The organism is Bradyrhizobium sp. CCBAU 051011 (genome assembly GCF_009930815.1).
Lineage (GTDB): Bacteria > Pseudomonadota > Alphaproteobacteria > Rhizobiales > Xanthobacteraceae > Bradyrhizobium.
In genome coordinates this window covers 6,816,291-6,836,946 of the sequence record NZ_CP022222.1, presented here as the reverse complement: position 1 = coordinate 6,836,946, position 20,656 = coordinate 6,816,291, and the positions used below count along the sequence as shown (strand labels likewise).

Here is a 20,656-nt window from a genome sequence, read left to right as displayed (position 1 = left end):
GACAACGCCTCACATTGTGGGGCCAACCCGCTGATCCCGCGCTGAAAAGCGTTGTCCTGACCGTGCATTTAGCGTGCCATTCCGGTCAGGCGGCGGATCCGATATCGCAGCAGGCCCCTCAACTTGCGGCGATGATTAGTTGAGATGCATCTCAGAACGACTAGCGTGCCGGGTCAAGGGGTTGACTGCCGTCTTCTGTGTCTTGTTATTAAGTCGCCGGCCCCTGACCCGCCGCCCGGTGCTATTTTCGCGATCAAGTTGCGGCTGCGGCATAACGTCTTGGATAATGCAAACGCATGAGCTTTTCGAACGACGGCCCGTCCAATCCGCAAAAACCCGAAACCAGGCTGGTCACTTCCGGCCGTGACACCAAGGGGCAAAGGGGCTTCGTCAACCCGGCGGTCTTCCGCGGCTCCACCGTGCTCTATCCGACCGCCGAGGACCTGCGCGCCCACCGCGCCGAATTCTCCTACGGGCGCCACGGCAGCCCGACCACGCGGGCACTGCAGGACGTGCTGATGTCGCTGGAGGGCCCGCAATGCGCCGGCGTCGGCCTGGTGCCATCGGGCCTTGCCGCCATCACCACCACCCTGCTCTCGGTCGTGAAGGCCGGCGACCATCTGCTGGTGACCGACAACGTCTACCGGCCCTCGCGCAATTTCTGTAACGGCATGCTGGTCCGCTACGGCGTCGAGGTCACCTATTTCGACCCGCTGATCGGCGCTGGAATCGAAAAACTGTTTAAGCCGAACACCAAGGCGGTGCTGGTCGAGGCGCCCGGCTCGCAGTCGTTCGAGATGAGCGACATCCCCGCCATCGCCGCCGTCGCGCATGCTCGGGACGCTCTCGTCATCGACGACAACACCTGGGCGACCGCGCTGTTTCACCGCTCGCTCGACCAGGGCGTCGACATCAGCATGCAGGCTGCCACTAAATATATCGGCGGTCATTCCGACATCATGTTCGGCACGATCTCGGCAAACGCAAAGGCCTGGCCGCTGATCGCCGAGGGCATCCGCCTGCTCGGCGTTTGCGCCGGGCCGGACGACGTATTCCTGGCGCTGCGCGGCACCCGCACGATCTCGGTGCGGCTCGCGCAGCATTATCGCTCGGGCCTGGAAATGGCGCGCTGGCTTGCCGGCCGCCCCGAAGTTCTGCAGGTCTTGCATCCGGCGCTCGAAAGCCATCCGGGCCACGCGATCTGGAAGCGCGACTTCACCGGCGCCTCCGGCCTGTTCAGCATTGTGCTGAAACCGGTGCCGCAGCAGGCGGTCGACGCCCTGCTCAATACGGTCAAGCTGTTCGGCATGGGCTTTTCGTGGGGCGGCTTCGAAAGCCTCATCATCCCGTTCGACTGCGATCCCTACCGCACCGCGACCAAATGGTCGCCCGGCGGGCCGACGCTGCGGCTGCACATCGGCCTGGAGAATGTCGACGACCTCAAGGCCGATCTCGATCGCGGATTTGCAGCGCTGAAGGCCGCCACTTAGGGGCCCTCACGCCGCCCGATTTTACGCGCTGGCCGCGCCGGCCATCTCAGCGGCGAGCAACAAGGCCGCCCGGCTGGCGCCGACCGAGGCGACGCCTTGGCCGGCGATGTCATAGGCCGTGCCGTGCGCCGGCGTGCAGATCGGAAACGGGAAGCCGCCCAGGATCGTCACCCCGCGATCGAAGCCCATCAGCTTCATCGCAATCTGGCCCTGGTCGTGATACATCGTCAGCACCGCATCGAAGGCGCCGTTCTTGGCGCGCAGGAAAACCGTATCCGCCGGAAACGGCCCTTCCGCCGCAATCCCTTCGGCCCGGCCGGCCATGACGGCGGGCTCGATCACATCGATCTCCTCGCGGCCGAAATTGCCGCCGTCCCCGGCATGCGGGTTGAGCCCCGCTACCGCGATACGGGGCTCGGCAAAGCCGGCCCGTCGCATGCAGGCATCGGTCAGTTTCAGCGCGCGATGAATTCGTTCGACCGTTAGCCGCGAGGCCACATCCTTGAGGGCGATGTGCGAGGTGACGCGGGCATTCCAGAGTCTGTCGAGCACGTTGAATTCGCTGGCTGGCGTCTTCAGGCCGGCGACCTCGGCGGAGAATGCAATCTCGTCGTCATACTCCGCGCGCGCGAGCCGCATCGCCTTCTTGTTGAACGGCGTGAAGCAAACCGCATCGGCCTGCCCGTCGCGCGCCAGCGTCAGCGCACGACGATAATTCTCCAGCGCAAACGCGCCGCCGGCCCGACTGGCGACGCCGCATTCGATGGTCTCGGGATCGAGATGGCCGAGATCCAAGAAGGCGGCGTCACTGATTGCTTTGGGGTCCGCGGACGGCGGCACATTCGGCAGGTCCGGCTTGACGCCGGCGACACGCGCGCCCTCGTCGAAAACGCGGCGGTCTCCGATCAGGATCAGGCGTGCACGCGAGCGGATTTCGTCGAGGCAGGCGAGTTTTGCGGTCAGCTCCGGGCTGATGCCGGCGGGGTCTCCCATCGCCAGCGCAATCAGCGGCTTGCCGGGACTTTGCACGTTCATATGATCCTCATCTTCTCCTGAGCGCCTTCGTCCGGTTTTCGCAACAGACGCACGATCTGCAGGGCGAGCGGAAGCAGCAACAGCACCGTCCCGGCCAGGACGAGCGTCGTTACCAGCCGGTTTGCAAAGAATATTCCGAGCGATCCCTTGGACATCAGCATGGCCTGCCGGAACGCGTCCTCGGCCTTGTCGCCGATCACGATCGCCAGCACCAACGGAGCCAACGGATAATGCAACTTCTTGAAGAGATAGCCGACGACGCCGAAGCCGAGCATCAGGACGACGTCGAGATAGGAGTTCGAGACCGAATAGGCGCCGACCACGCAGATGATGACGATCAGGGGCGCGATGACGGCGAACGGAATCCGCATCAGGGCGGCGAACACGGGAACGGTAAGCAACACCAGCGCAACCGCGACGATGTTGCCGACATACATCGAGGCGATCAGCCCCCAGACGAAATCCTTCTGGTCGACGAACAGCATTGGTCCGGGGTTCAATCCCCAGATCATCAGCCCGCCCATCATCACCGCGGCCGTGGCCGAGCCGGGAATGCCGAGCGAGAGCATCGGCAACAGCGCGCTGGTGCCGGCGGCATGGTCGGCGGTCTCCGGCGCGACGATGCCCTCGGCCTCGCCGGTGCCGAAACGCGCGCCGTTGCGCGAGAAGCGCTTGGCGATGCCATAGCTCATGAAGGAAGCAGCGGTCGGGCCGCCCGGCGTAATGCCCATCCAGCAACCGATGGCGGCGCTGCGCAGCAGCGCAATGCCATGATGCGGCAGACGGCTAAGCGCCCGGAAGACTTCCTTCCAGTCCACCCGCGACGATACCGCGCGGGCCTGAAACTCCTCCTCCACCGCAATCAGCAGTTCGCCGATGCCGAACAGCCCCATGACGGCAACGACGAAGCTGACGCCCTTGACCAGTTCGTCGATGCCCATGGTGAGCCGGACGCTACCCGAGACCGTATCGATGCCGATCGCGGCGATGGCAAAACCGATCGCGAGCGCCACCACCGTCTTGATCGGCGCCGCGCCGCCCATGCCGACGAAACTGGCGAAGGCGAGGAAATAGACCGCGAAATATTCCGGCGGTCCGAAGGCGAGCGCCACCTGCGCCACCCAGGACGCCAGAAACGTAATTAGGATCACGCCGACCAGCGCCCCGAACGCGGCCGAGCCGAAGGCGGTGGCCAGCGCCGTCGTTGGCCTCCCGTCGCGCGCCATCGGATAGCCGTCGAAGGTGGTGGCCACCGACGAAGGTTCACCCGGGATGTTGAACAGGATCGACGTCACCGAGCCGCCGAACAGCGCGCCCCAATACATGCTGGAAAGCAGGATGATCGCTGACACCGGCTGCATGCCGAAGGTCAGCGGCAGCAGCAGCGACACCCCGTTTGGCGCGCCGAGCCCCGGCAGCACCCCGACGAGAATGCCGAGCAGGACGCCGACAACCATCAGCGTCAGGTGCGGAACGGTGACCGCGATGGTGAAACCGTGCAGCAGCGATTGAAGGTTTTCCATCGCCCGTCCCTTCAGAAACCGAACGCAGCGGCGAGCGCGCCGTGCGGCAGCGACACCTGGAACATGCGCTCGAACACGACGTAGAGCGCAAGCGGCGTAACCGCGGCAATGACAAGGGCGCGCAAAACCGATTGCTGTCGCGGCAATGCCAGGACTGCAAAAACATAGCCCGCCGAGGCGAGATACATTCCGACCATTGGAATGGCGGCAACGAAGATCGCGGCTGGAACGAACAATCCCGCGAGGCGGCGCAACTCGAACGGCGTGACGGCCACCCTGACGATGGCGAGGGTGCCGCGTCCGAGCGCGCCCTGCCCCAGATTATAGAGGCTGCCGAGCACGATGATGATTCCGGTCAGGAACGGAAACGTGCCGGCGTCGACGCCGGCGCTCGACCAGCCGATGCCGTTGTCGAGGCTGGACACGACGACCACCACACCGAAGATTCCGGTCAGCAGCGCGGCGGCTATCTCGAGCGCACGTCGGGAGATCATCGCGGCCTGCCCTACTTCACCAGCCAGCCCTGCTCGCCCGCGACCTGCTTCACGTGTTCGAGGTCCTGCTTGATGAAATTGTCGAATGCTGTGCCGGTCAGGAAGGTGTCAACCTGCGAGGTCTTCTCGATGTATTCCTTCCATTCAGGCGTCGCCTGCACCTTCTTCATGAGATCGACGTAATACGCCGCTTGCTCCGGGCTGACCTTGCCGGGCAGCCACACCGTCCGCGGTTGCTCATATTGCGAGATCGCGAGCCCCTGCTCGACGCAGGTCGGCACGTCGCTCCAGCCTTCTGATGCCGTAACCTTCGGCCCCTGCGGCAGCCGCTTCGGGCTGAAGGCGCAGAGCGGGCGCTGGGTACTGCCGCGCCATTGCCCAAGGCTCTCGGAAGGATTGTTGACGTGCGCATCGATATGGCCGCCGGCCAGTTGCACGGCCGCCTCCGCGCCGCTCTTGAAGGGGATGTAGGTGAATTTGACGCGCGCCGCCTTCTCGATCATCCGCGTCAGCACCTCATCGGTATCCTTGGACTGCGCGCCGCCCATCTTGAACTCGGTCGCGGCCGCGGCTTTAAGGAAGTCGCCCGCGGTCTTGTAGGGCGCGTCATGTTTCACCCACAACAGAAACTCGTCCTGCGCCATCGCCGCGATCGGCGTGAGATCGGTGTAGTTGAAGGCGACCTTGGAGACGAGCGGCTGCTGCCACGCGTTCGAGGTGCCGAAGATTACCTTATAAGGATCGCCGGCGGACGCCTTGCCGTAGACATAGCCTTCCGCCCCGCTGCCGCCGCCCTTGTTGACGACCACAACGGGCTGGTCGGTCAGCTTGTATTTGGTGATGATGCTCTGGACGGCGCGGGCGAGATTGTCGGTGCCGCCGCCCGGCCCCGCCGTGGCAACGAACTCGATCGGCTTCTGCGGCTGCCAGGCAGCATTGGCCGGAAGCGCGCCCGCGAGCATGAACGCTGCCGTGGACAGCAGCAGTTTCGACGTGATCTTCATGGCTTCCTCCCGGTAGGCTTTTTTGTTGTCGTTCGTATTCTCGTTTTCTTGTCAGGCGACCTGCTCCTTGCGACCGACTGATGCGGCGACGATCGCGCCCTCCCGCTCGAACGCGTCGATCTCCGCCTGATCAAAACCGTGTTCGCGCAGCACCTCGCGCGTATGCTCGCCATAAACAGGCGCGCCCGAACGCACCTTGCCGGGCGTCGCCGAGAATTTGACCGGCAGTCCGATCGTCTTCACTGGTCCGAGTGTCGAATGCTCGACCTCGACCACCATGTCGCGCGCGAGCGTCTGCGGATCGTTCAGCGCTTCCAGCATGTCGTGCACGGGGCCGCACGGCACGCCCTTCTCGTCAAGCGCCGCCAGCCAATGCGCCCGCGTCTGCTTTTGGAAGCGCGCGCTCAATTCGGCTTCGAGCTCCTTCAAATTCGCCATGCGGTCGGAGCCGTTGACGAAGCGCGGGTCGGACGCCAGTTCCAGCGCGCCGAGCGCTTCCAGCATCAACAGCCAATGCTTCTTGTTGGCGCCGCCGACCACGAGCCAGCCATCGGATGCCTCGAACGCCTGATACGGCGCGTTGAGCGGATGAGCCGAGCCCATGGCGCGCGGCGCCACATTACTTGCGAGCGCAATGGTCGACTGCCAGTAGGTCTGAACCAGCGCCGCCTCATAAAGAGATGTCTCCACCCACTGCCCTTCACCGGACTTGAGGCGGTGCGCATAGGCGGCCAGAATGCCCATACTGGCCAGCAGTCCGGCGGTGATATCGGACAGCGGCGGACCGCATTTCACCGGCGGACCGTCCGGCCGCTCGCCCGTGAAACTCATGATGCCGCTCATCGCTTGCGCAACCAGATCGAAGCCACGGCGATGCTTGTACGGGCCGGTGCGGCCAAAACCTGACAGCGAGCAATAGATCAGCGCCGGAAAATCCCGGTGCAGCTCCGCATAGCCAAAGCCGAGCCGCTCCATCGCGCCCGGGGCGAAATTCTCGACCAGCACGTCGGCACCGGCGATCAGCCGCCGCAGCACTTCCTTGCCGCCTGCGGTCTTCAGGTCGAGCACGATGCCGCGCTTGTTGCGGTTCATCATCAGGAAGGAGGCCGCCTCGTCGCCGATCTTCGGCGGCACCGAATGCCGGGTGTCGTCGCCATTCGGCCATTTCTCGATCTTGATGACGTCGGCGCCCATGTCGGCGAGCATCAGCGTGCAGGTCGGGCCCGCCATCACATGGGTGAGATCGATGACCTTGAGGCCGGCGAGCGGCCCCGAGCGCGGCGTGGTGTCGTTTTGAAGGGACATGCGGGCTCCTACTGGCCGCGCCATTGCGGCGCGCGCTTGGTGAGAAACGCGTCGAGCCCTTCACGGAAATCCTGGCTGGTGTAGCACATCAGGATGAGGTCCTCCCCCTCGTCGCGCGTCAGCCGTTTCTGCAAGCGCGCGACCGCCTGCTTGGTCGCGTTCAGCGTCAGCGGCGCGTGGCCGGCAACGAGCCGTGCGATCTCGTCGGCGCGTTTGTCGAGCGCGGCCAGATCATCGACGATTTCGTTGAGCAGGCCCAACGAGGCCGCCTCCTCGGCTTCGACCAGCCGCGCCGTGAAGATCAGATCCTTGACGCGCGCCGGACCGATCAACGCGGTAATGCGGCTGACATTCGACATCGACAGGCAATTGCCGAGCGTGCGCGCAATCGGAAATCCCATCCGCGTGCTTCTTGTGCCGATGCGCAGATCGCAGCAGGCAGCAATGCCCGCGCCGCCGCCGGTGCAGGCGCCGTTGATGGCGGCAATGGTCGGCACCCGGCATGTTTCGAGAATGCCGAGCACGCGGTCGATGCGGTTCTCATAGTCGAGTGCGTCCTGCGGCGTCTTGAAGGCGCGGAATTGGTTGATATCGGTACCGGCCGCAAACGCCTTGTCGCCGGCGCCCCGCAGCAGCAGCACCTTGATCGCATGGTCGCGGTTGGCGCGTTCGCAGATCTCGGCCAGCCGTTCGTACATCTCGAAGGTAAAGGCGTTGCGCGCCTGCGGCCGGTTGAAGATTACCCGGCCGATGCCGTCATCGAGGGCAAACAGGAGGTCACCCTCCCGTACCGTTACGTCCTGATCCATCCCGACGGCCTTTCTTAATTGATTTTTACCATTCTGAATGCAAAATTAGGCTTTATCAAGCTGGAACTGACTAAAATCCGGTGCTATAGCCACTTTTGAATTCAAATTGGATTTTTCGGCAATGCTTCACGAGGAAGTCGTAGGCCGTGTCCGCGCCATGCTGCTCGATGGCGATATCCCGCCGGGCGCGCGGATTCCCGAGCGCGACCTCTGTGAAAAGCTGCAGATCTCGCGCACGCCGCTGCGCGAAGCCCTCAAGGTGCTTGCCGCAGAAGGCTTGGTCCAATTGCTGCCGAACCGCGGCTCGCGCGCGGCGAGACTGACCGACAAGGACATGCGCGACCTGTTCGAGGTGTGCCAGGGACTCGAAGCCCTGGCCGGCGAACTCGCCTGCGAGCGCATCACGGATGCCGAGATCGCCGGCGTCGCCGATGCCCATGCCGCGATGGTGCGGCATTACGGTGATCGCGACCTGCTGCAGTACTACCGCTGCAACCGCTTCATCCACGAGGCGATCATCACTGCTGCCGGCAACCCGGTGCTGTCAGGCCTGTATGAATCCGTCACGGCCCGCATTCGCCGTGCGCGCTACGTCACGCCGATGACGCCGCGGCGCTGGGCACTGGCGGTGCAGGAGCACGAAGCGATCCTCAACGCCCTGCAACGTCGCGATGGCGTGGGGCTGTCGCATATCCTGCGCGCGCATCTGCGCCACAAGCGCGAAGAGGTCTTGCAGGCCGGCTTCGCGGAGACCGCGCCGCTCGAACAAGCTCGCGCATCATAGCTGCGTCAGGCCTGACGCCCGATCGGCAACGTCCATCCATATTGACGAGTTGGCCCGGTAGCGCGCCCGCACTGAGCGGCTTTCCGGGTTTTTGCGGAAGCGGCCTTTTCCCGAACGATAACCAGTCGTTCACCATGACCGTGAATCCCGCTCCTGCGATCGGTCAAATCGTTCACCCCTCAAGTTCCCTTATACCTTTGATGCCTAGTCATGGCCTTCGGGGACCGTCACTGCCGTGCCGTTGGGGCGTCCCGGCGTAAGAGTAGATCGTAAGCGTATGAACATCGCACGTCTCGTCGTTCTGGCCATCGCACTGAGTGCAGGCGGTGTCGCCGCCTATCTCGCCCGTGGCACCGAAGACAAATCATCGCAACCGTCAGCCGAACTTGTCGCCAATTTGCCGACAGTGGAAATTCTGGTCGCGAAGTCCGACATCGGGCTCGGCCAGGCTGTCAAGCCCGAGGACATGCAATGGCAGGCCTGGCCGGCTGCGACCGCCAACAGCAACCTGATCGACCGCGCGAGCAAGGCCGAAGCCATCAATGAACTCGCCGGCTCGATCGCGCGCAACCCGTTCTTCGCGGGCGAACCGATCCGCGAACAGAAACTGGTCAAGGCCAACGGCTCCGGCTTCATGGCAGCCATCCTGCCGACCGGCATGCGGGCGCTCTCGACCGAGATCTCGCCGGAAACCGGCGCCGGCGGCTTCATCCTGCCCAACGACCGCGTCGACGTGATCCTTTCCAAGCGCGAGAAGAATCCGGATGGCAGGGGAGCGGACGTCATCCAGTCGGAAATCATTCTCTCCAACATCCGCGTGCTCGCGATCGATCAGGCGCCGAAGGAAAAAGAGGGCATGAACTCCCTCGTCGGCCGCACCGTCACGCTGGAACTGAAGCCCGAGCAGGCCGAGACGATGGCGCGTGCGCGCCAGAGCGGCACGCTGTCGCTCGCGCTGCGCAGCATCACCGATGCCAATGCGGCCGAAGGCCGTTCCGATGAACAGACTCAAAAACGAAAAGAGAGTGTCTCCGTGGTTCGCTACGGAGTCTCTAGTCAAACGACGGCACAGAAGTGACCGAAAGGACGGCTGAGATGAAGTTTGGGGTAAATCAGTCAGCGATGCGAATCGTGGCGGCGCGCGCACTGTTATTGTCGGCCGTCGCCGCGCTGACGCTCGGACCGCTGCTGCCCGTGATCGCAGCCGAAACCGAGAAGGATCCGGTAACGACCTCCGCTATCGGCCCGGTCAAGATGCGCTTCCTGGCGCTCGGCATCGGCAAGTCGGTGGTCGTCGACCTGCCGCGCGACGTCAAGGATGTGCTGGTCGCCGATCCGAAGATCGCCAACGCCGTCATTCGCTCCCCGCAACGCGCCTATATCATCGGCGGCGCCGTCGGCCAGACCAACGTGGTGTTTTTCGACGGCGACGGCCAGCAGATCGCTTCCTACGACATCGCGGTCAAGCGCGATCTCAACGGCGTGCGCGCCGCGCTGAAGCAGTCGCTGCCGGGGATTCAGATCGAGGGCGTCGGCGACAGCGTGCTGCTGACCGGCTCGGTATCGAGCCCGGTCGAAGCCCAGCAGGCCGGCGAGATCGCCGCGCGACTGGTCGGCGGATCCGAGAAGGTCGTCAACTCGATCGTCGTTCGCGGCCGCGATCAGGTGATGCTCAAGGTCACCGTCGCGGAAGTGCGACGAGACATCATCAAGCAATTGGGTATCGATCTCAGTGCCAGCATGAACTACGGCACCGCGGCGGTCGTATTCAAAAATAACAATCCGTTCACCGCCAACAGCGCACCGCTCGTCCCCGAAAACGGCTTGGTCGGAGCGGCTTTGAACAAAGCTGGTTTGCCGACTGTCACGGCTACCCTGCGCGCGATGGAAAGCGCCGGTGTCGTGAAGACGCTCGCCGAGCCCAATCTGACGGCGATCTCCGGCGAATCCGCAACGTTTATCTCAGGCGGCGAATTTCCGATTCCGACCGGCGTGACCTGCCAGACAACAACGCCCGGCGGCATTCAAAATTGCGTCCAGACCGTCAGCTTCAAGAAATTCGGCATCTCGCTCAACTTCACGCCGGTCGTACTGTCCGAGGGACGGATCAGCCTGCGGGTGATGACGGAAGTGTCGGAAATCTCGACCGAAAACGCTTTGACGGGCGGCCAGAACGGAACAACCATTCCCTCGATCAAGACGCGTCGCGCGGAAACCACGCTGGAAATTCCGTCCGGAGGCTCAATCGCGATGGCGGGACTGATCCAGGAACAAACCAAGCAGGCCATCAACGGTTTGCCCGGCGTGGACCAGATACCGATTTTTGGACAGCTTTTTAGGAGCCAGGACTTCATCAACCACCAGACCGAGATGATGGTCATCGTGACGCCCTATGTCGTCCGGGCTGTCGCACAGAAAGAACTGTCGCGGCCCGATGACGGCTTCGCGTCGGCGTCCGACTCCCAGTCCGCGTTGCTCGGGCGCATCAACCGCATCTACGGCGTCGCCGCACGTGTCGATCCCTTCGCCGGTGTCCAGGGCAATTTCGGCTACATCATCGATTGAGACGCAGAACTGTTCACCGAGTGGGGACGAGGGCAGAACGATGACCACGAAAATTCAACTCCGTCAGGTCAGGGCCTTGGGCGTTTTTGGCGCCCTGCTCGGCCTTTCGGCCGCGCTCGGCGCCTGCACACCGCTGGCCACGGAAACCGTGACCGCCAGCGTGCCGGATGACTACCGACAGCGTCATCCGATTGCCGTGACCGAAGCCAACCACTCGATCGTCGTGTTTGTCGGCCATGCCCGCGGCGGTCTCTCCGGTCCGCAACGCGCCGACGTCCTGGGTTTGGCGCAGAGCTGGGTCCGCGAAGGCACCGGCGCAATCATCGTCGACGTCCCGATCGATACCCCGAATGCCCGCGCGGCTGCGGCGTCGTTCGGGGAAATCCGGTCGGTGCTGATGGCTGGCGGCGTGCCCTCGCGCGCCATCACGCGACATCACTACCGTCCCGAAGATCCCCGCACCTTGCCCACGATCCGGCTGAGCTATCCGAAGATCAGGGCGGTAGCCGGCCCGTGCGGCCTGTGGCCGCAAGACCTCGGCCCGAACATCGACAACGTCGCCTACAACGAAAACCGCTCCTACCACAATTTCGGCTGCGCCTCCCAGCGCAACCTCGCGGCGATGATCGACAATCCCGCCGATCTCGAACAGCCGCGTCCCGAGAGCCCCGCCTATACGTCGCGGCGCAACATCGCCTTTGACAAATACCGCAAGGGTCTTCCGACCACGACGACCTATCCCGAAGCCGAAAAAGCCAAACTCAGCGATACAGGCAAATGATCAGCCGCGTCTTTCAAAAATCCGACGATCAACTGGACGAAACGCCGGCGCAGCCCGAGGAATACATCTCGCCGGCGCCACGCGTATCGGTGCAGGCCTTTTGCGCCAGCGTCGCCATCGCAACCGCGGTGCGCGCGGCGAGCGAAGACCGCCGTCTCGGCAAGGCCCACCTTTCGGTTCACATGGGCGGCATTGCGGCCGCCATCGAGGCCTACCACACGGCGCCGACGCCGAACGTGATCCTGCTGGAGAGTGATCCCGGCACCGACATTCTCGAAGGGCTCGATGAACTCGCCGCCGTCTGCGACGCAGGCACGCGCGTCGTCGTGATAGGCAGCGCCAAAGACATGACGCCCTATCGCGAGCTGGTGCGGCGCGGTGTCAGCGACTACGTGACCGGACCGATCGAGCCGATCGACGTCGTGCGCGCGATATGCGGCCTTTACGCGGCCTCCGAGGCCGTGGCAGTCGGCCGTATCGTTGCGGTCGTCGGCGCCAAGGGCGGCGTCGGCGCATCCACTGTTGCGCACAACGTCGCCTGGGCGATCGCGCGCGATCTGGCGCTCGATTCTGTCGTGATCGATCTCGACCTCGCCTTCGGCACCGCCGGCCTCGATTACAACCAGGATCCGGTTCAGGGCATCGCCAACGCCGTCTTCCAGCAGGAACGGCCGGACTCCGCGTTCATGGAGCGTCTCTTGGCGAAATGCACCGATCGCCTCAATCTGCTGGCAGCGCCGGCAACGCTGGACCAGGTCTACGATTTCGGTGCCGATGCGTTCGACGCGATCTTCGATACGATGCGCATGACGACCCCCTGCATCGTGCTCGACGTGCCGCATCAATGGTCGGCGTGGACCAAGCGCACGCTGGTCGGCGCGGACGACATCCTGATCGTCGCCGAGCCCGATCTCGCCAACATGCGCAACGCCAAGAACATGCTGAACGTGCTGAAGGCGGCGCGACCCAACGACCGGCCGCCGCTCTATTGCCTCAACCAGGTCGGCATGCCCAAGCGTCCGGAGATCACCACGCGCGAATTTGCCAAGGCGATCGAGAGCCAGCCGATCGCCGCCATTCCGTTCGATTCGAAGATGTTCGGCACCGCCGCCAATAATGGCCAGATGATCGCGCAGATATCAGCCAAGCATCGCACCACCCAGATGTTCCTGCAGATTGCGCAGCGCATGACCGGTCATGCCGTGACCAAGCGGACGTCATTCCTGGCGCCGCTCATCAAGAAGCTGCAGGGCGCGACGGCCCGCAGGGCTTGAGCACAAAGCAACGGCGTCAGCGGCCTTGCCATTGACGCTCATGGTGTTCGCGAGCGTTGTCGATTTCCGGTTCGCGTAAAACGCGTCCAGCCTTAGTCGACGCGTCGGGCCGCAGCGATCGGCATCTTGTCGGCCTCGGCCCGCGCGTTCTCCCTGTCCTTCCGTGCCAGCAATCGCTTCAATTGCGTGACGTTGGCGGCGGCCTCGGCCGGTGGCAGATCGGCTTTCACGATCTTTTCCGCCTCGGCAAAATTGCCCTGCAGGCCGACCGCCAGCGCCAGATTGGCGCGCACGCGCGGATCGTTTTTCGCAAGGCTGTAGGCGCGGCGCAGCGTCTCCTCGGCCTTGGCCAGATCTTTCGAGAGCACATAGGAGAGCCCGAGATTGGACAGCACCGACGGCTGGTCGGGCACGATTTTCAGCGCATTCGCATAATATTGGCGCGCCTCGTCAAATCGCCCGAGTTGGTCCAGCGTTGCTCCCTGCGCAGAGAGCAGCCGCCAATCGGGATCGTTAGGGCTGTGGGCGCTGCCGAGCACGTCGAAGGCTTGCTGGAAATTGCCGTTATCCGCCAGCGCGCGGCCGTAAGCGGCGAGCAGCGGCTTGTTGCCGGGATGGGCGATGGAGGCCTGTTCGAGCACCGCAACCGCCTGCGACCGCTGTCCCGTCACGCGGAGCGCCTTGCCGTATTTCAGCGCAGCATCGGCATCCCTGGGATTGGCGCGGTAACGCTCCTGATAGAGTTCAACGTCGCGGCGCGGATCGGTGGCGGGGCCGGTGTCGGCCTTTTCGTCGATCGAGCCGGTAATGTCCGACAGTCCCGAGGTCTGGCAGCCGCCGAGCCCCAGCGCCAGAACCAGGATGGATGCGCAGGCAAGATGCCGCGCAACGCGGGGCGGATGGGATGACTTCTGGACCATGTAGCGGGACTCACGGCGGGAACTGTCCAGCAGTGTTCCCAGCTTAACCCTAAATTCGGGTTAAATCCGCGCGCCTTGGCGGTAATCAATGACCATTGCGGGCCCCTCGTGGCCCGCCGCCCCGAACCGGCGCTGCCGGGCAGTCTAGTCGAGGAATTGCGCGCCGAGCTCGCAGCCGATCCGCCAGGCCAGCCGGCATGCACGCGGCCGGCCTTCCGAGAAAATCACCGTGAATTCGGACGGGATTTCGGGGTATTCGGCGATGATCTTCACGCCGCCATCTGACATGTCCGTAATCATGCAGTCGCGCGGCAATCCGCCGGTCGCGAACTGTATTTTTGCAAAATTTCTGCACGCACGACGTACGCTTGCGCGGCGATTCGCTGCCAACATGTCCACCCCTGGCCCTTGCTCGATGTGATTCACTCGAAGGTGGATCAGCTTTACCGAAGAATTGTTGGAATTGGCCTAGCGCGGCGGCGCGCAATGTAACTGATATATTCGAACTCCGTTTACCGAACCTGGACCGCAATTTTCGGCGAATTAAAGGATTGATCCCCGCTAGAGCATGGTCCGGAAAAGTGTGCAGCGGTTTTCCGAAGAGATCATGCTCAAAACAAAAGATAAAGCGGGATGACGATTCGAAGAAACGTCATCATGCTTTAGTGCCAGGCTCGCCGCCCATCGCAGCGGCGAAAGCGAATTGGCCGAGCCGCTGACCGTCAGCGGTCCAGCGTCTTCGACGCCTTGCCGCGATGCTTGACGATCAGCATGATGTTTCTGATGTAGATGATGGTAGCCGCCGCCTGGCCGATAATGATCACCGGCTCACGCTTGGCGATGCCGTAGACCAGCGTCATCAGCCCGCCTCCCATCGAGAAGAACCAGAACGCGATCGGTATCACGCTTCGTCCGGCGCGCTCGCTCGATATCCACTGCACCAGGAAGCGCGCCGTGAACAGCAATTGCGCGACCAACCCGAAGGCCAGCCAGAAATCGAACTTGGCGACGAAGACGTCATAGAGATAGTCGCCGAGCGCAGCGCCGTATTGAATCAGCATCAGAGAACCTCGGTCGCAACGGGCGTCGTCTTCTTGCGGCGGATCAGCCACCACACGCCGGCGAGATCCATGATCCCGATCCATAACCGGTCAAAGAAACCGTAATTGGATACGCCTGAATGGCGCGGGCGGTCGATCACGTCGACGTAAGCAATGTCGAAGCCTTCGCGGCGCACCAGCGCCGGCAGGAACCGGTGCAGCCCGTCGAAATAGGGCATCGAGAGGAACACCTCGCGCGGGAATGCCTTCAATCCGCAGCCGGTGTCGCGGGTGCCGTCGCGCAGGATCGAGTTGCGCACGCCATTGGCGATCCGCGACTGCAGTTTCTTGAAACCGGTGTCCTTGCGCCCGACCCGCTGACCGGCCGCAAGACCGACGCGGCCGCCGCCCTTTTCGACCGCCACAATCAGGTCCGGCAGGAACGCCGGATTGTTCTGCCCGTCGCCATCCAGCGTCGCCACGATGGCGCCGCGCGCCGCCCGTACCCCGCTGCGCACCGCCGCCGATTGCCCTGACGAAGCGGCGTGCTTCAGTTGCCGGAGCTGCGGGTGCTGCTTCATCATCGCCGCCAGTCGGTCGGCGGTTGCATCCGTCGAACCGTCGTTGACGTAAATGATCTCGTAGGTCCAGCGGCCGCCGAGTGCGCCGACGATTTCCGCAATCAGCGGCGCGACGTTGTCCGCCTCGTTGCGCACCGGCACAACGATTGAAACGGCAACCGCATCTCTGTCGGCAGGTGTCAAATCGGTACTCGTCTGGTTGGTTTGGAAGACCCCGGAACCGGGCGTATCGGGCCGTCAGGCGGCGTCCGCTTTTATGGGGCCAAAGCGCCCCGGGCAACCCTTTTGAGGCGCCCCGACGAGGGCCCGACAAGGGACACGATGCTGCCGTCGCGCTGGATCGCAAATCCGAGCCGGCGGGCCGCAAACCAGTATCGCACGAACATCGCGCCGATGATGCCGACCATGGCGCCGGCCACGACGTCGCTCGGATGATGGGCCAGCAGCACCAGACGGCTCGCCGCAATGATCAGGGCGTAGACGGCCATCGCATGGCGCGCCTGGGGCCAGACCACCGACACGGCGAAAGCGAGTGCAAAGGCGGTCGTGGCATGGCCGGAAGGGAAGCTGTAATAGGCCGGGTTGCCCGCGAAGTGCGAAAAGTGGAACGCGTTGGCTTCGCCGCCAACAAACGGCCGGCCGCGGCCGACGCAATATTTCAGCACTTCGGTGACCAGATTGGAGACGGCTACCGCGCAGAATATGAACTGCAGCCGCGTTCCGAGGCCAAGCAGCAGCGAGCGCCGGATACCATGCAAGGCAGGAGCTGCGATCGCGACCGCGATCAGCAATATTCCAAGCACCGCCAGCACGTATTCATCCTTGCCGAAGTCGGTAAGAATGCGGACCCACCACAGCGAGGGGGTGCCGCGCTTCGGCATCTGGCTGATTTCCCACGCGTCGATCGCGTACATCAGCACGATGATCGCGGCACCCAGACCGGCTGACAGCCACAGCACGTGCCGTGCCGCGCGGCGAGCGGCTTCGGCGCGTCGCGAATGCGACGGCGTGCGCACCAATTGCGCCAGTGACAGCCACGCCAGGATAGCGAAGCGCGAAAGATAGTTTTTGGAATCGGCGACAGCAGGGCTCGCGGGCATTTATTCCGTACCTTCCGAGCGGAAGATGGCGATCGAGATCGCCTTGCCCTGCGAGATGTTATAGCCCTCGATCCGCTTCGCCACATTGTAGCGCAGCCCGATCGCTTCGGCGCGCTGGACGAAGGCGCGTTCGGTACGCGATTCCACCAGCGCGAAGCGGCAACTGCCCTGCCCCAGGAAATCGGCCGCGCCCGATCCGTCGGTGAGCAGCGTGCTGGTGCCGGTCATGAAGACGAGGCTCGGCTCATGAAAGCCCGCCGCCGCGGCCTTCGGCCCGACGCAGACCACGTTGCGAAGCGCGCGCGCAACCTCGGGGCTCGGAAACATCGCGGTCAACGACGGCATCACGATGCCGTAGATAGCGACCGCCAGAAACATCGCCGCCACCACGGCATTCAACAATGAACGTTCGGCGCGGCTGTCCTCGAACATCCACCACGCGATCAGGCCGAATATCATCGCCGCCGCCAGGAACGGCCAGGCCGGAAACGCCGGGTAGTGCGTCAGCTTGATGGCGCCGATGACGGCGATCACGGCTGCCCCCGCCGGAACGACGAACCACCAGGCGGCACCGCGTCTCAGCCAGGACCGCGACAGCACGCGGCGCTCCAGCGCGCCGGCGGTGAGGATCGCAATCGCCGGATAGAGCGGCAGCACGTAATGCGGCAGCTTGGTCAGCACCAGCTCGAACACGATCCATGACGGCACCAGCCACGCCAGCAGATATTGCGCGCCGGGTTCGCGCCGCGCGCGCCATACCGCAGGCGCCGCCATTCCCGCCAGCGCCGCGCCCGGCCAGAACGTAACCCAGAACAGCAGCAGATAGAGGCCGGGCGGCGCGCCGTGCGATTCCTGCGCGCCGAGCTTACTCAGCATGTCGCCGCCGAGCGAATTGGAGAAGAATGCCTCGCCGGCCCGCCAGAAGATCGCAACGAACCAGGGCAGCACCAGCACCAGCGTCCACATCAGGCCCCAGACCGGCCGCAGCCGCCACAGCCATGCCGCCGAGCGGTCCAGGATCGCGAGCGCTGCGATGGTCAGCCCGACGAACATCAGGATCAGCGGCCCCTTGAGCAGGATGCCGCCAGCCAGCGCCGTCCAGAACACCGCGGGCGCGGTCCACGGCGGACGCGCCGGGTCCTCGCCGCGCTGCCATGACAGATAGACCCGCGCCATTGCCCCCATCGCGGCGACAACGGTCAATAGAAGCATCGCGTCGGTCTTGGCCAGCCTTGCTTCGGCGCCAAGCAGGACGGAACTGCACATCATCAGTGCCGCCAGCGCCGCCCCGCGCCGCGTGACGAAGGCGAGCGCCGCCCAATAGGTCAGGAGCACCGCGCCGATGGCGCCGATCAGCGAGGGAATCCGGTAGAGCCAGATGCGCAACTGCGCGCGCGGCAGCCCGAGCGAGGAAGCGGTTTCGACCACGGCAGCCTGCAGCCAATAAATGCCGACCGGCTTTTTGTAGCGGACGTCATCCTGGAAGCGGATATCGACAAAATCCCCGCTTTCGACCATTTGCTTGGTCGCCTGCGCAAAGCGCGCCTCATCGCGGTCAATCGCCGGAATGGTGAAGAAACCGGGCAGGAAAAGCACGAAGCCGCAAAGCACCAGGAACACGATGGCGCGAAGATGGCTCGCCGTGGCGAAGTCGAACGCAGCCGCGATCCTACGGTTGGAATGCGTAGGTTTTACAGGCTGTTGGCCGGATCCAAAGCGTGGGGGTTGGAAGGTTTCCACCATGCTGTTCGCATACGATGAAACCGCACTGCAAACAACACCACAGACCCCCTAAGTCGTGGTCAGCAGAGCGTTTTTCCTCACTGTACCCGGATCACCACGGTATCGGCCGAACCGGTCGCATCGATCACGGTCAACCGGGCAAAGCCCGGTCCGGGCGGATCCACCAGCCGCTGGCGCCGGCTGTCGATCTCGCCGACCAAGGCGCCGTTCAGCATGACGGTCAGCGGCAGCACGCCGCCGGCGACCTTGACCGGCATCGCGGCGGCCTGCCCGTCGCCGGAACGATCGACGTCGATCCGCGAGCCGTTCAGGGGGAACTGGATGCGCGGCGCGGCATCGTTGCCGGTCCGGATCAGTTCGCCGACGGGACGGAAGCGCTTGAGCGGCAGCGGCAGCTTGGCATTGCCAGCAATCAGGACACCTTTAGGGGCCTTCGGCAGCGCCGCGGGAATCTTTCCGGTGCGCGCAAAGGCATCGAACAGGATCGGCGCGGCAGCGGTGCGGCCGACCAGGCCCGGCACGGGCGCGCCGTCGGGACGCCCGACCCACACGCCGATGGTGATACGGCCGTCGAAGCCGACCGACCACGCGTCGCGATAGCCGTAGCTGGTGCCGGTCTTGAACGCGATTTTGTTGTGCACGCCGTTTTCCGGCGGCGGCGTGCCGAGCAGCACGTTACCGACCTGCCAGGCCGCGGCCTGGTCCATCAGCCGCAGCGGCTCGCGGTCGTCGTTGGCCAGCATGATCTCGCGCAGCGGCCGCGCCGCGCCAAGCCGCGCCAGCCCGGCATAGAGCTGCGCCAGATCCTGCAGGGTGACGCCGACGCCGCCGAGGCCCATGGCAAGGCCCGGCGCCTCGTCCCTGGGCAGTACGAGGTTGCCGCCGGCCTGCTTCAGCCGCGACGACAGCCGGCTGGAGCCGACGCGATCGAGCAGCGCTATCGCCGGCACGTTCAGCGAGAGCTGCAGCGCCTTGCGCACCGGCACCGTGCCCTGGAACGTCATGTCGAAATTTTCCGGCGCATAGGAGCCGAAGCGAATCGGACGGTCGTCGATCAGGCTTTCGGGATGCACAAAGCCGTCCTCGAAGGCGAGCCCATAGATGAACGGTTTCAGCGTCGATCCCGGTGAGCGCACCGCGCGGGTCATGTCGACCTGCCCGGCGCGGCGCTCGTCGAAATAATCCGACGAGCCGACGCGCGCCAGCACATCGCCGCTTTCATTGTCGACCGCGATGATGGCGACCGAGATATTCGGCCCCTGCGCCATCGCGCGGTCGCGCGCCAAGGTCTCCAGCGTCTTCTGCAGGCCTGCATCCAGCGTCAGCTTCACCAGCGACGTATCCTTTGCCGTCGCCATCGCGGCATCGGAGGAATGCGGCGCGAGGATCGGCATCGGCTTGCGCAGCCGCGGCACGACGACCGCCTTGGCCTGCGCCCCGTCCTCTTTCGACACCACGCCGTCCTCGACCATCCGCGCCAGCACGCGGTCGCGCGCGGCATGGGCTGCTTCCGGATAACGGTCGAGCCGGCGGCGTTCCGGCGATTGCGGCAGCGCGACCAGAAGTGCGGCCTCAGCGAGCGAAAGCCGCTTCGGCTCCTTGCCGAAATAGGCGATGGAAGCGGCGCGGATGCCTTCGAGATTGCCACCGAACGGCGCCAGCGCGAGATAGAGATCGAGGATTTCGTCCTTGCTCAGTTGCCGCTCGAGCTGAACCGCACGCACCATCTGGCGCAGCTTTGCTGAGAGCGAGCGCTCGCGCCGCGGCTCCATCAGCCGCGCCAATTGCATCGTGATGGTCGAGCCGCCGGAGACGATGTGGCCGCTGGTGCCGAACTGCAGCGCCGCGCGCCCCAGCGCCAGCGGATCGACGCCGCCGTGCGACCAGAACCGGCGGTCTTCATAGGCCAGCAGCAATTTCAGATAGCCGGGATCGACTGATGTCTTGGCATCCACCGGCAGCCGCCAGCGGCCGTCGGCCATCGCAAAAGCGCGCAGCAGCTTGCCGTTGCGATCGACGATCGTGGTCGAGACTTTTCGCGACTGCTCCAGCGGCAGCGGTCCGAGCGAGACGACCCAGCCTGTGAAGGCGGTGGTGCTTACGATGAGCACGAAGGCAAGCGCCACCGCAATCCGGAAAAAGCGGCGGCGTCCACCTTCACCGGTGTCATGCCCGGGCTTGTCCCGGGCATCCACGTCTTCCCGTTGT

The 20,656-nt window shown here is 64.3% G+C and carries 19 protein-coding genes; 6 read left to right on the top strand and 13 right to left on the bottom strand.

What is annotated here, in order from left to right:
• Window positions 1-296 precede the first annotated feature (296 nt).
• Window positions 297-1,490: a cystathionine beta-lyase gene (metC, locus tag ACH79_RS32195; RefSeq protein ID WP_161854543.1), complete on the top strand. Its 1,194-nt coding sequence runs from the start codon at window positions 297-299 to the stop codon at window positions 1,488-1,490.
• A gap of 21 nt (window positions 1,491-1,511) precedes the next feature.
• Here metC and ACH79_RS32190 read toward each other — a convergent pair whose 3' ends face one another.
• The 6 genes from ACH79_RS32190 to ACH79_RS32165 are packed head-to-tail and all read right to left on the bottom strand — an operon-like array spanning window position 1,512 to window position 7,660.
• Window positions 1,512-2,525 (bottom strand): 4-hydroxythreonine-4-phosphate dehydrogenase PdxA, encoded by a 1,014-nt coding sequence (locus tag ACH79_RS32190; RefSeq protein WP_161854542.1) that lies wholly within the window; start codon window positions 2,523-2,525, stop codon window positions 1,512-1,514.
• Window positions 2,522-4,048 carry a tripartite tricarboxylate transporter permease gene (locus ACH79_RS32185; protein ID WP_161854541.1) on the bottom strand — a complete coding sequence of 509 codons (1,527 nt, stop codon included), beginning with the start codon at window positions 4,046-4,048 and terminating at the stop codon, window positions 2,522-2,524. Before ACH79_RS32185 ends, ACH79_RS32190 begins: the two co-directional genes overlap by 4 nt.
• Window positions 4,049-4,059: 11 nt before the next feature.
• A complete protein-coding gene (locus ACH79_RS32180) occupies window positions 4,060-4,542 on the bottom strand; it encodes a tripartite tricarboxylate transporter TctB family protein (protein WP_161854540.1) in 483 nt (160 codons plus the stop codon).
• Window positions 4,543-4,553: 11 nt separating this feature from the next.
• Window positions 4,554-5,546 (bottom strand): tripartite tricarboxylate transporter substrate binding protein, encoded by a 993-nt coding sequence (locus ACH79_RS32175; protein ID WP_161854539.1) that lies wholly within the window; start codon window positions 5,544-5,546, stop codon window positions 4,554-4,556.
• 51 nt (window positions 5,547-5,597) lie between these two features.
• Complete coding sequence (locus ACH79_RS32170) at window positions 5,598-6,851, bottom strand: CaiB/BaiF CoA-transferase family protein (protein WP_161854538.1); 1,254 nt, start codon at window positions 6,849-6,851, stop codon at window positions 5,598-5,600.
• Between the two features lie 8 nt (window positions 6,852-6,859).
• A complete protein-coding gene (locus ACH79_RS32165) occupies window positions 6,860-7,660 on the bottom strand; it encodes an enoyl-CoA hydratase/isomerase family protein (protein ID WP_161854537.1) in 801 nt (266 codons plus the stop codon).
• Window positions 7,661-7,781: 121 nt separating this feature from the next.
• Between ACH79_RS32165 and ACH79_RS32160 the strand changes: the two genes are divergently transcribed.
• The 5 genes from ACH79_RS32160 (at window position 7,782) to ACH79_RS32140 (ending at window position 13,064) form a co-directional block, all read left to right on the top strand.
• Window positions 7,782-8,444, top strand: coding sequence for a GntR family transcriptional regulator (locus ACH79_RS32160; RefSeq protein ID WP_202639086.1), 663 nt, complete (start codon window positions 7,782-7,784; stop codon window positions 8,442-8,444).
• Window positions 8,445-8,721: 277 nt separating this feature from the next.
• A complete protein-coding gene (gene cpaB, locus ACH79_RS32155) occupies window positions 8,722-9,522 on the top strand; it encodes a Flp pilus assembly protein CpaB (protein WP_161854535.1) in 801 nt (266 codons plus the stop codon).
• A gap of 17 nt (window positions 9,523-9,539) precedes the next feature.
• The gene (locus tag ACH79_RS32150) at window positions 9,540-11,009 is read left to right on the top strand and encodes a type II and III secretion system protein family protein (RefSeq protein WP_246738215.1); all 1,470 of its coding nucleotides are present in this window, start codon (window positions 9,540-9,542) and stop codon (window positions 11,007-11,009) included.
• 40 nt (window positions 11,010-11,049) lie between these two features.
• Entirely contained in the window at window positions 11,050-11,790 is a 741-nt protein-coding gene (locus tag ACH79_RS32145) for a CpaD family pilus assembly protein (RefSeq protein WP_161854534.1), read from the top strand.
• On the top strand, window positions 11,787-13,064 hold the full coding sequence (locus tag ACH79_RS32140) for an AAA family ATPase (RefSeq protein ID WP_161854533.1): 1,278 nt from the start codon (window positions 11,787-11,789) through the stop codon (window positions 13,062-13,064). Before ACH79_RS32145 ends, ACH79_RS32140 begins: the two co-directional genes overlap by 4 nt.
• 92 nt (window positions 13,065-13,156) lie before the next feature.
• On the opposite strand, the gene ACH79_RS32135 is transcribed toward ACH79_RS32140, so the two are convergent.
• The 7 genes from ACH79_RS32135 to pbpC form a co-directional block, all read right to left on the bottom strand.
• A complete protein-coding gene (locus ACH79_RS32135) occupies window positions 13,157-13,984 on the bottom strand; it encodes a tetratricopeptide repeat protein (protein ID WP_161854532.1) in 828 nt (275 codons plus the stop codon).
• A 144-nt stretch (window positions 13,985-14,128) separates the two neighbouring features.
• Window positions 14,129-14,377, bottom strand: coding sequence for a PilZ domain-containing protein (locus ACH79_RS32130; protein ID WP_161856669.1), 249 nt, complete (start codon window positions 14,375-14,377; stop codon window positions 14,129-14,131).
• A gap of 329 nt (window positions 14,378-14,706) precedes the next feature.
• Window positions 14,707-15,045 (bottom strand): lipid-A-disaccharide synthase N-terminal domain-containing protein, encoded by a 339-nt coding sequence (locus tag ACH79_RS32125; protein WP_161854531.1) that lies wholly within the window; start codon window positions 15,043-15,045, stop codon window positions 14,707-14,709.
• Window positions 15,045-15,788: a glycosyltransferase family 2 protein gene (locus ACH79_RS32120; RefSeq protein WP_161854530.1), complete on the bottom strand. Its 744-nt coding sequence runs from the start codon at window positions 15,786-15,788 to the stop codon at window positions 15,045-15,047. Before ACH79_RS32120 ends, ACH79_RS32125 begins: the two co-directional genes overlap by 1 nt.
• Window positions 15,789-15,859: 71 nt before the next feature.
• Entirely contained in the window at window positions 15,860-16,705 is an 846-nt protein-coding gene (locus ACH79_RS32115) for a phosphatase PAP2 family protein (protein WP_161854529.1), read from the bottom strand.
• Complete coding sequence (locus tag ACH79_RS32110; protein WP_161854528.1) at window positions 16,706-18,448, bottom strand: glycosyltransferase family 39 protein; 1,743 nt, start codon at window positions 18,446-18,448, stop codon at window positions 16,706-16,708.
• 77 nt (window positions 18,449-18,525) lie between these two features.
• On the bottom strand, window positions 18,526-20,643 hold the full coding sequence (gene pbpC / locus ACH79_RS32105; protein ID WP_161856668.1) for a penicillin-binding protein 1C: 2,118 nt from the start codon (window positions 20,641-20,643) through the stop codon (window positions 18,526-18,528).
• Window positions 20,644-20,656: the final 13 nt, after the last annotated feature.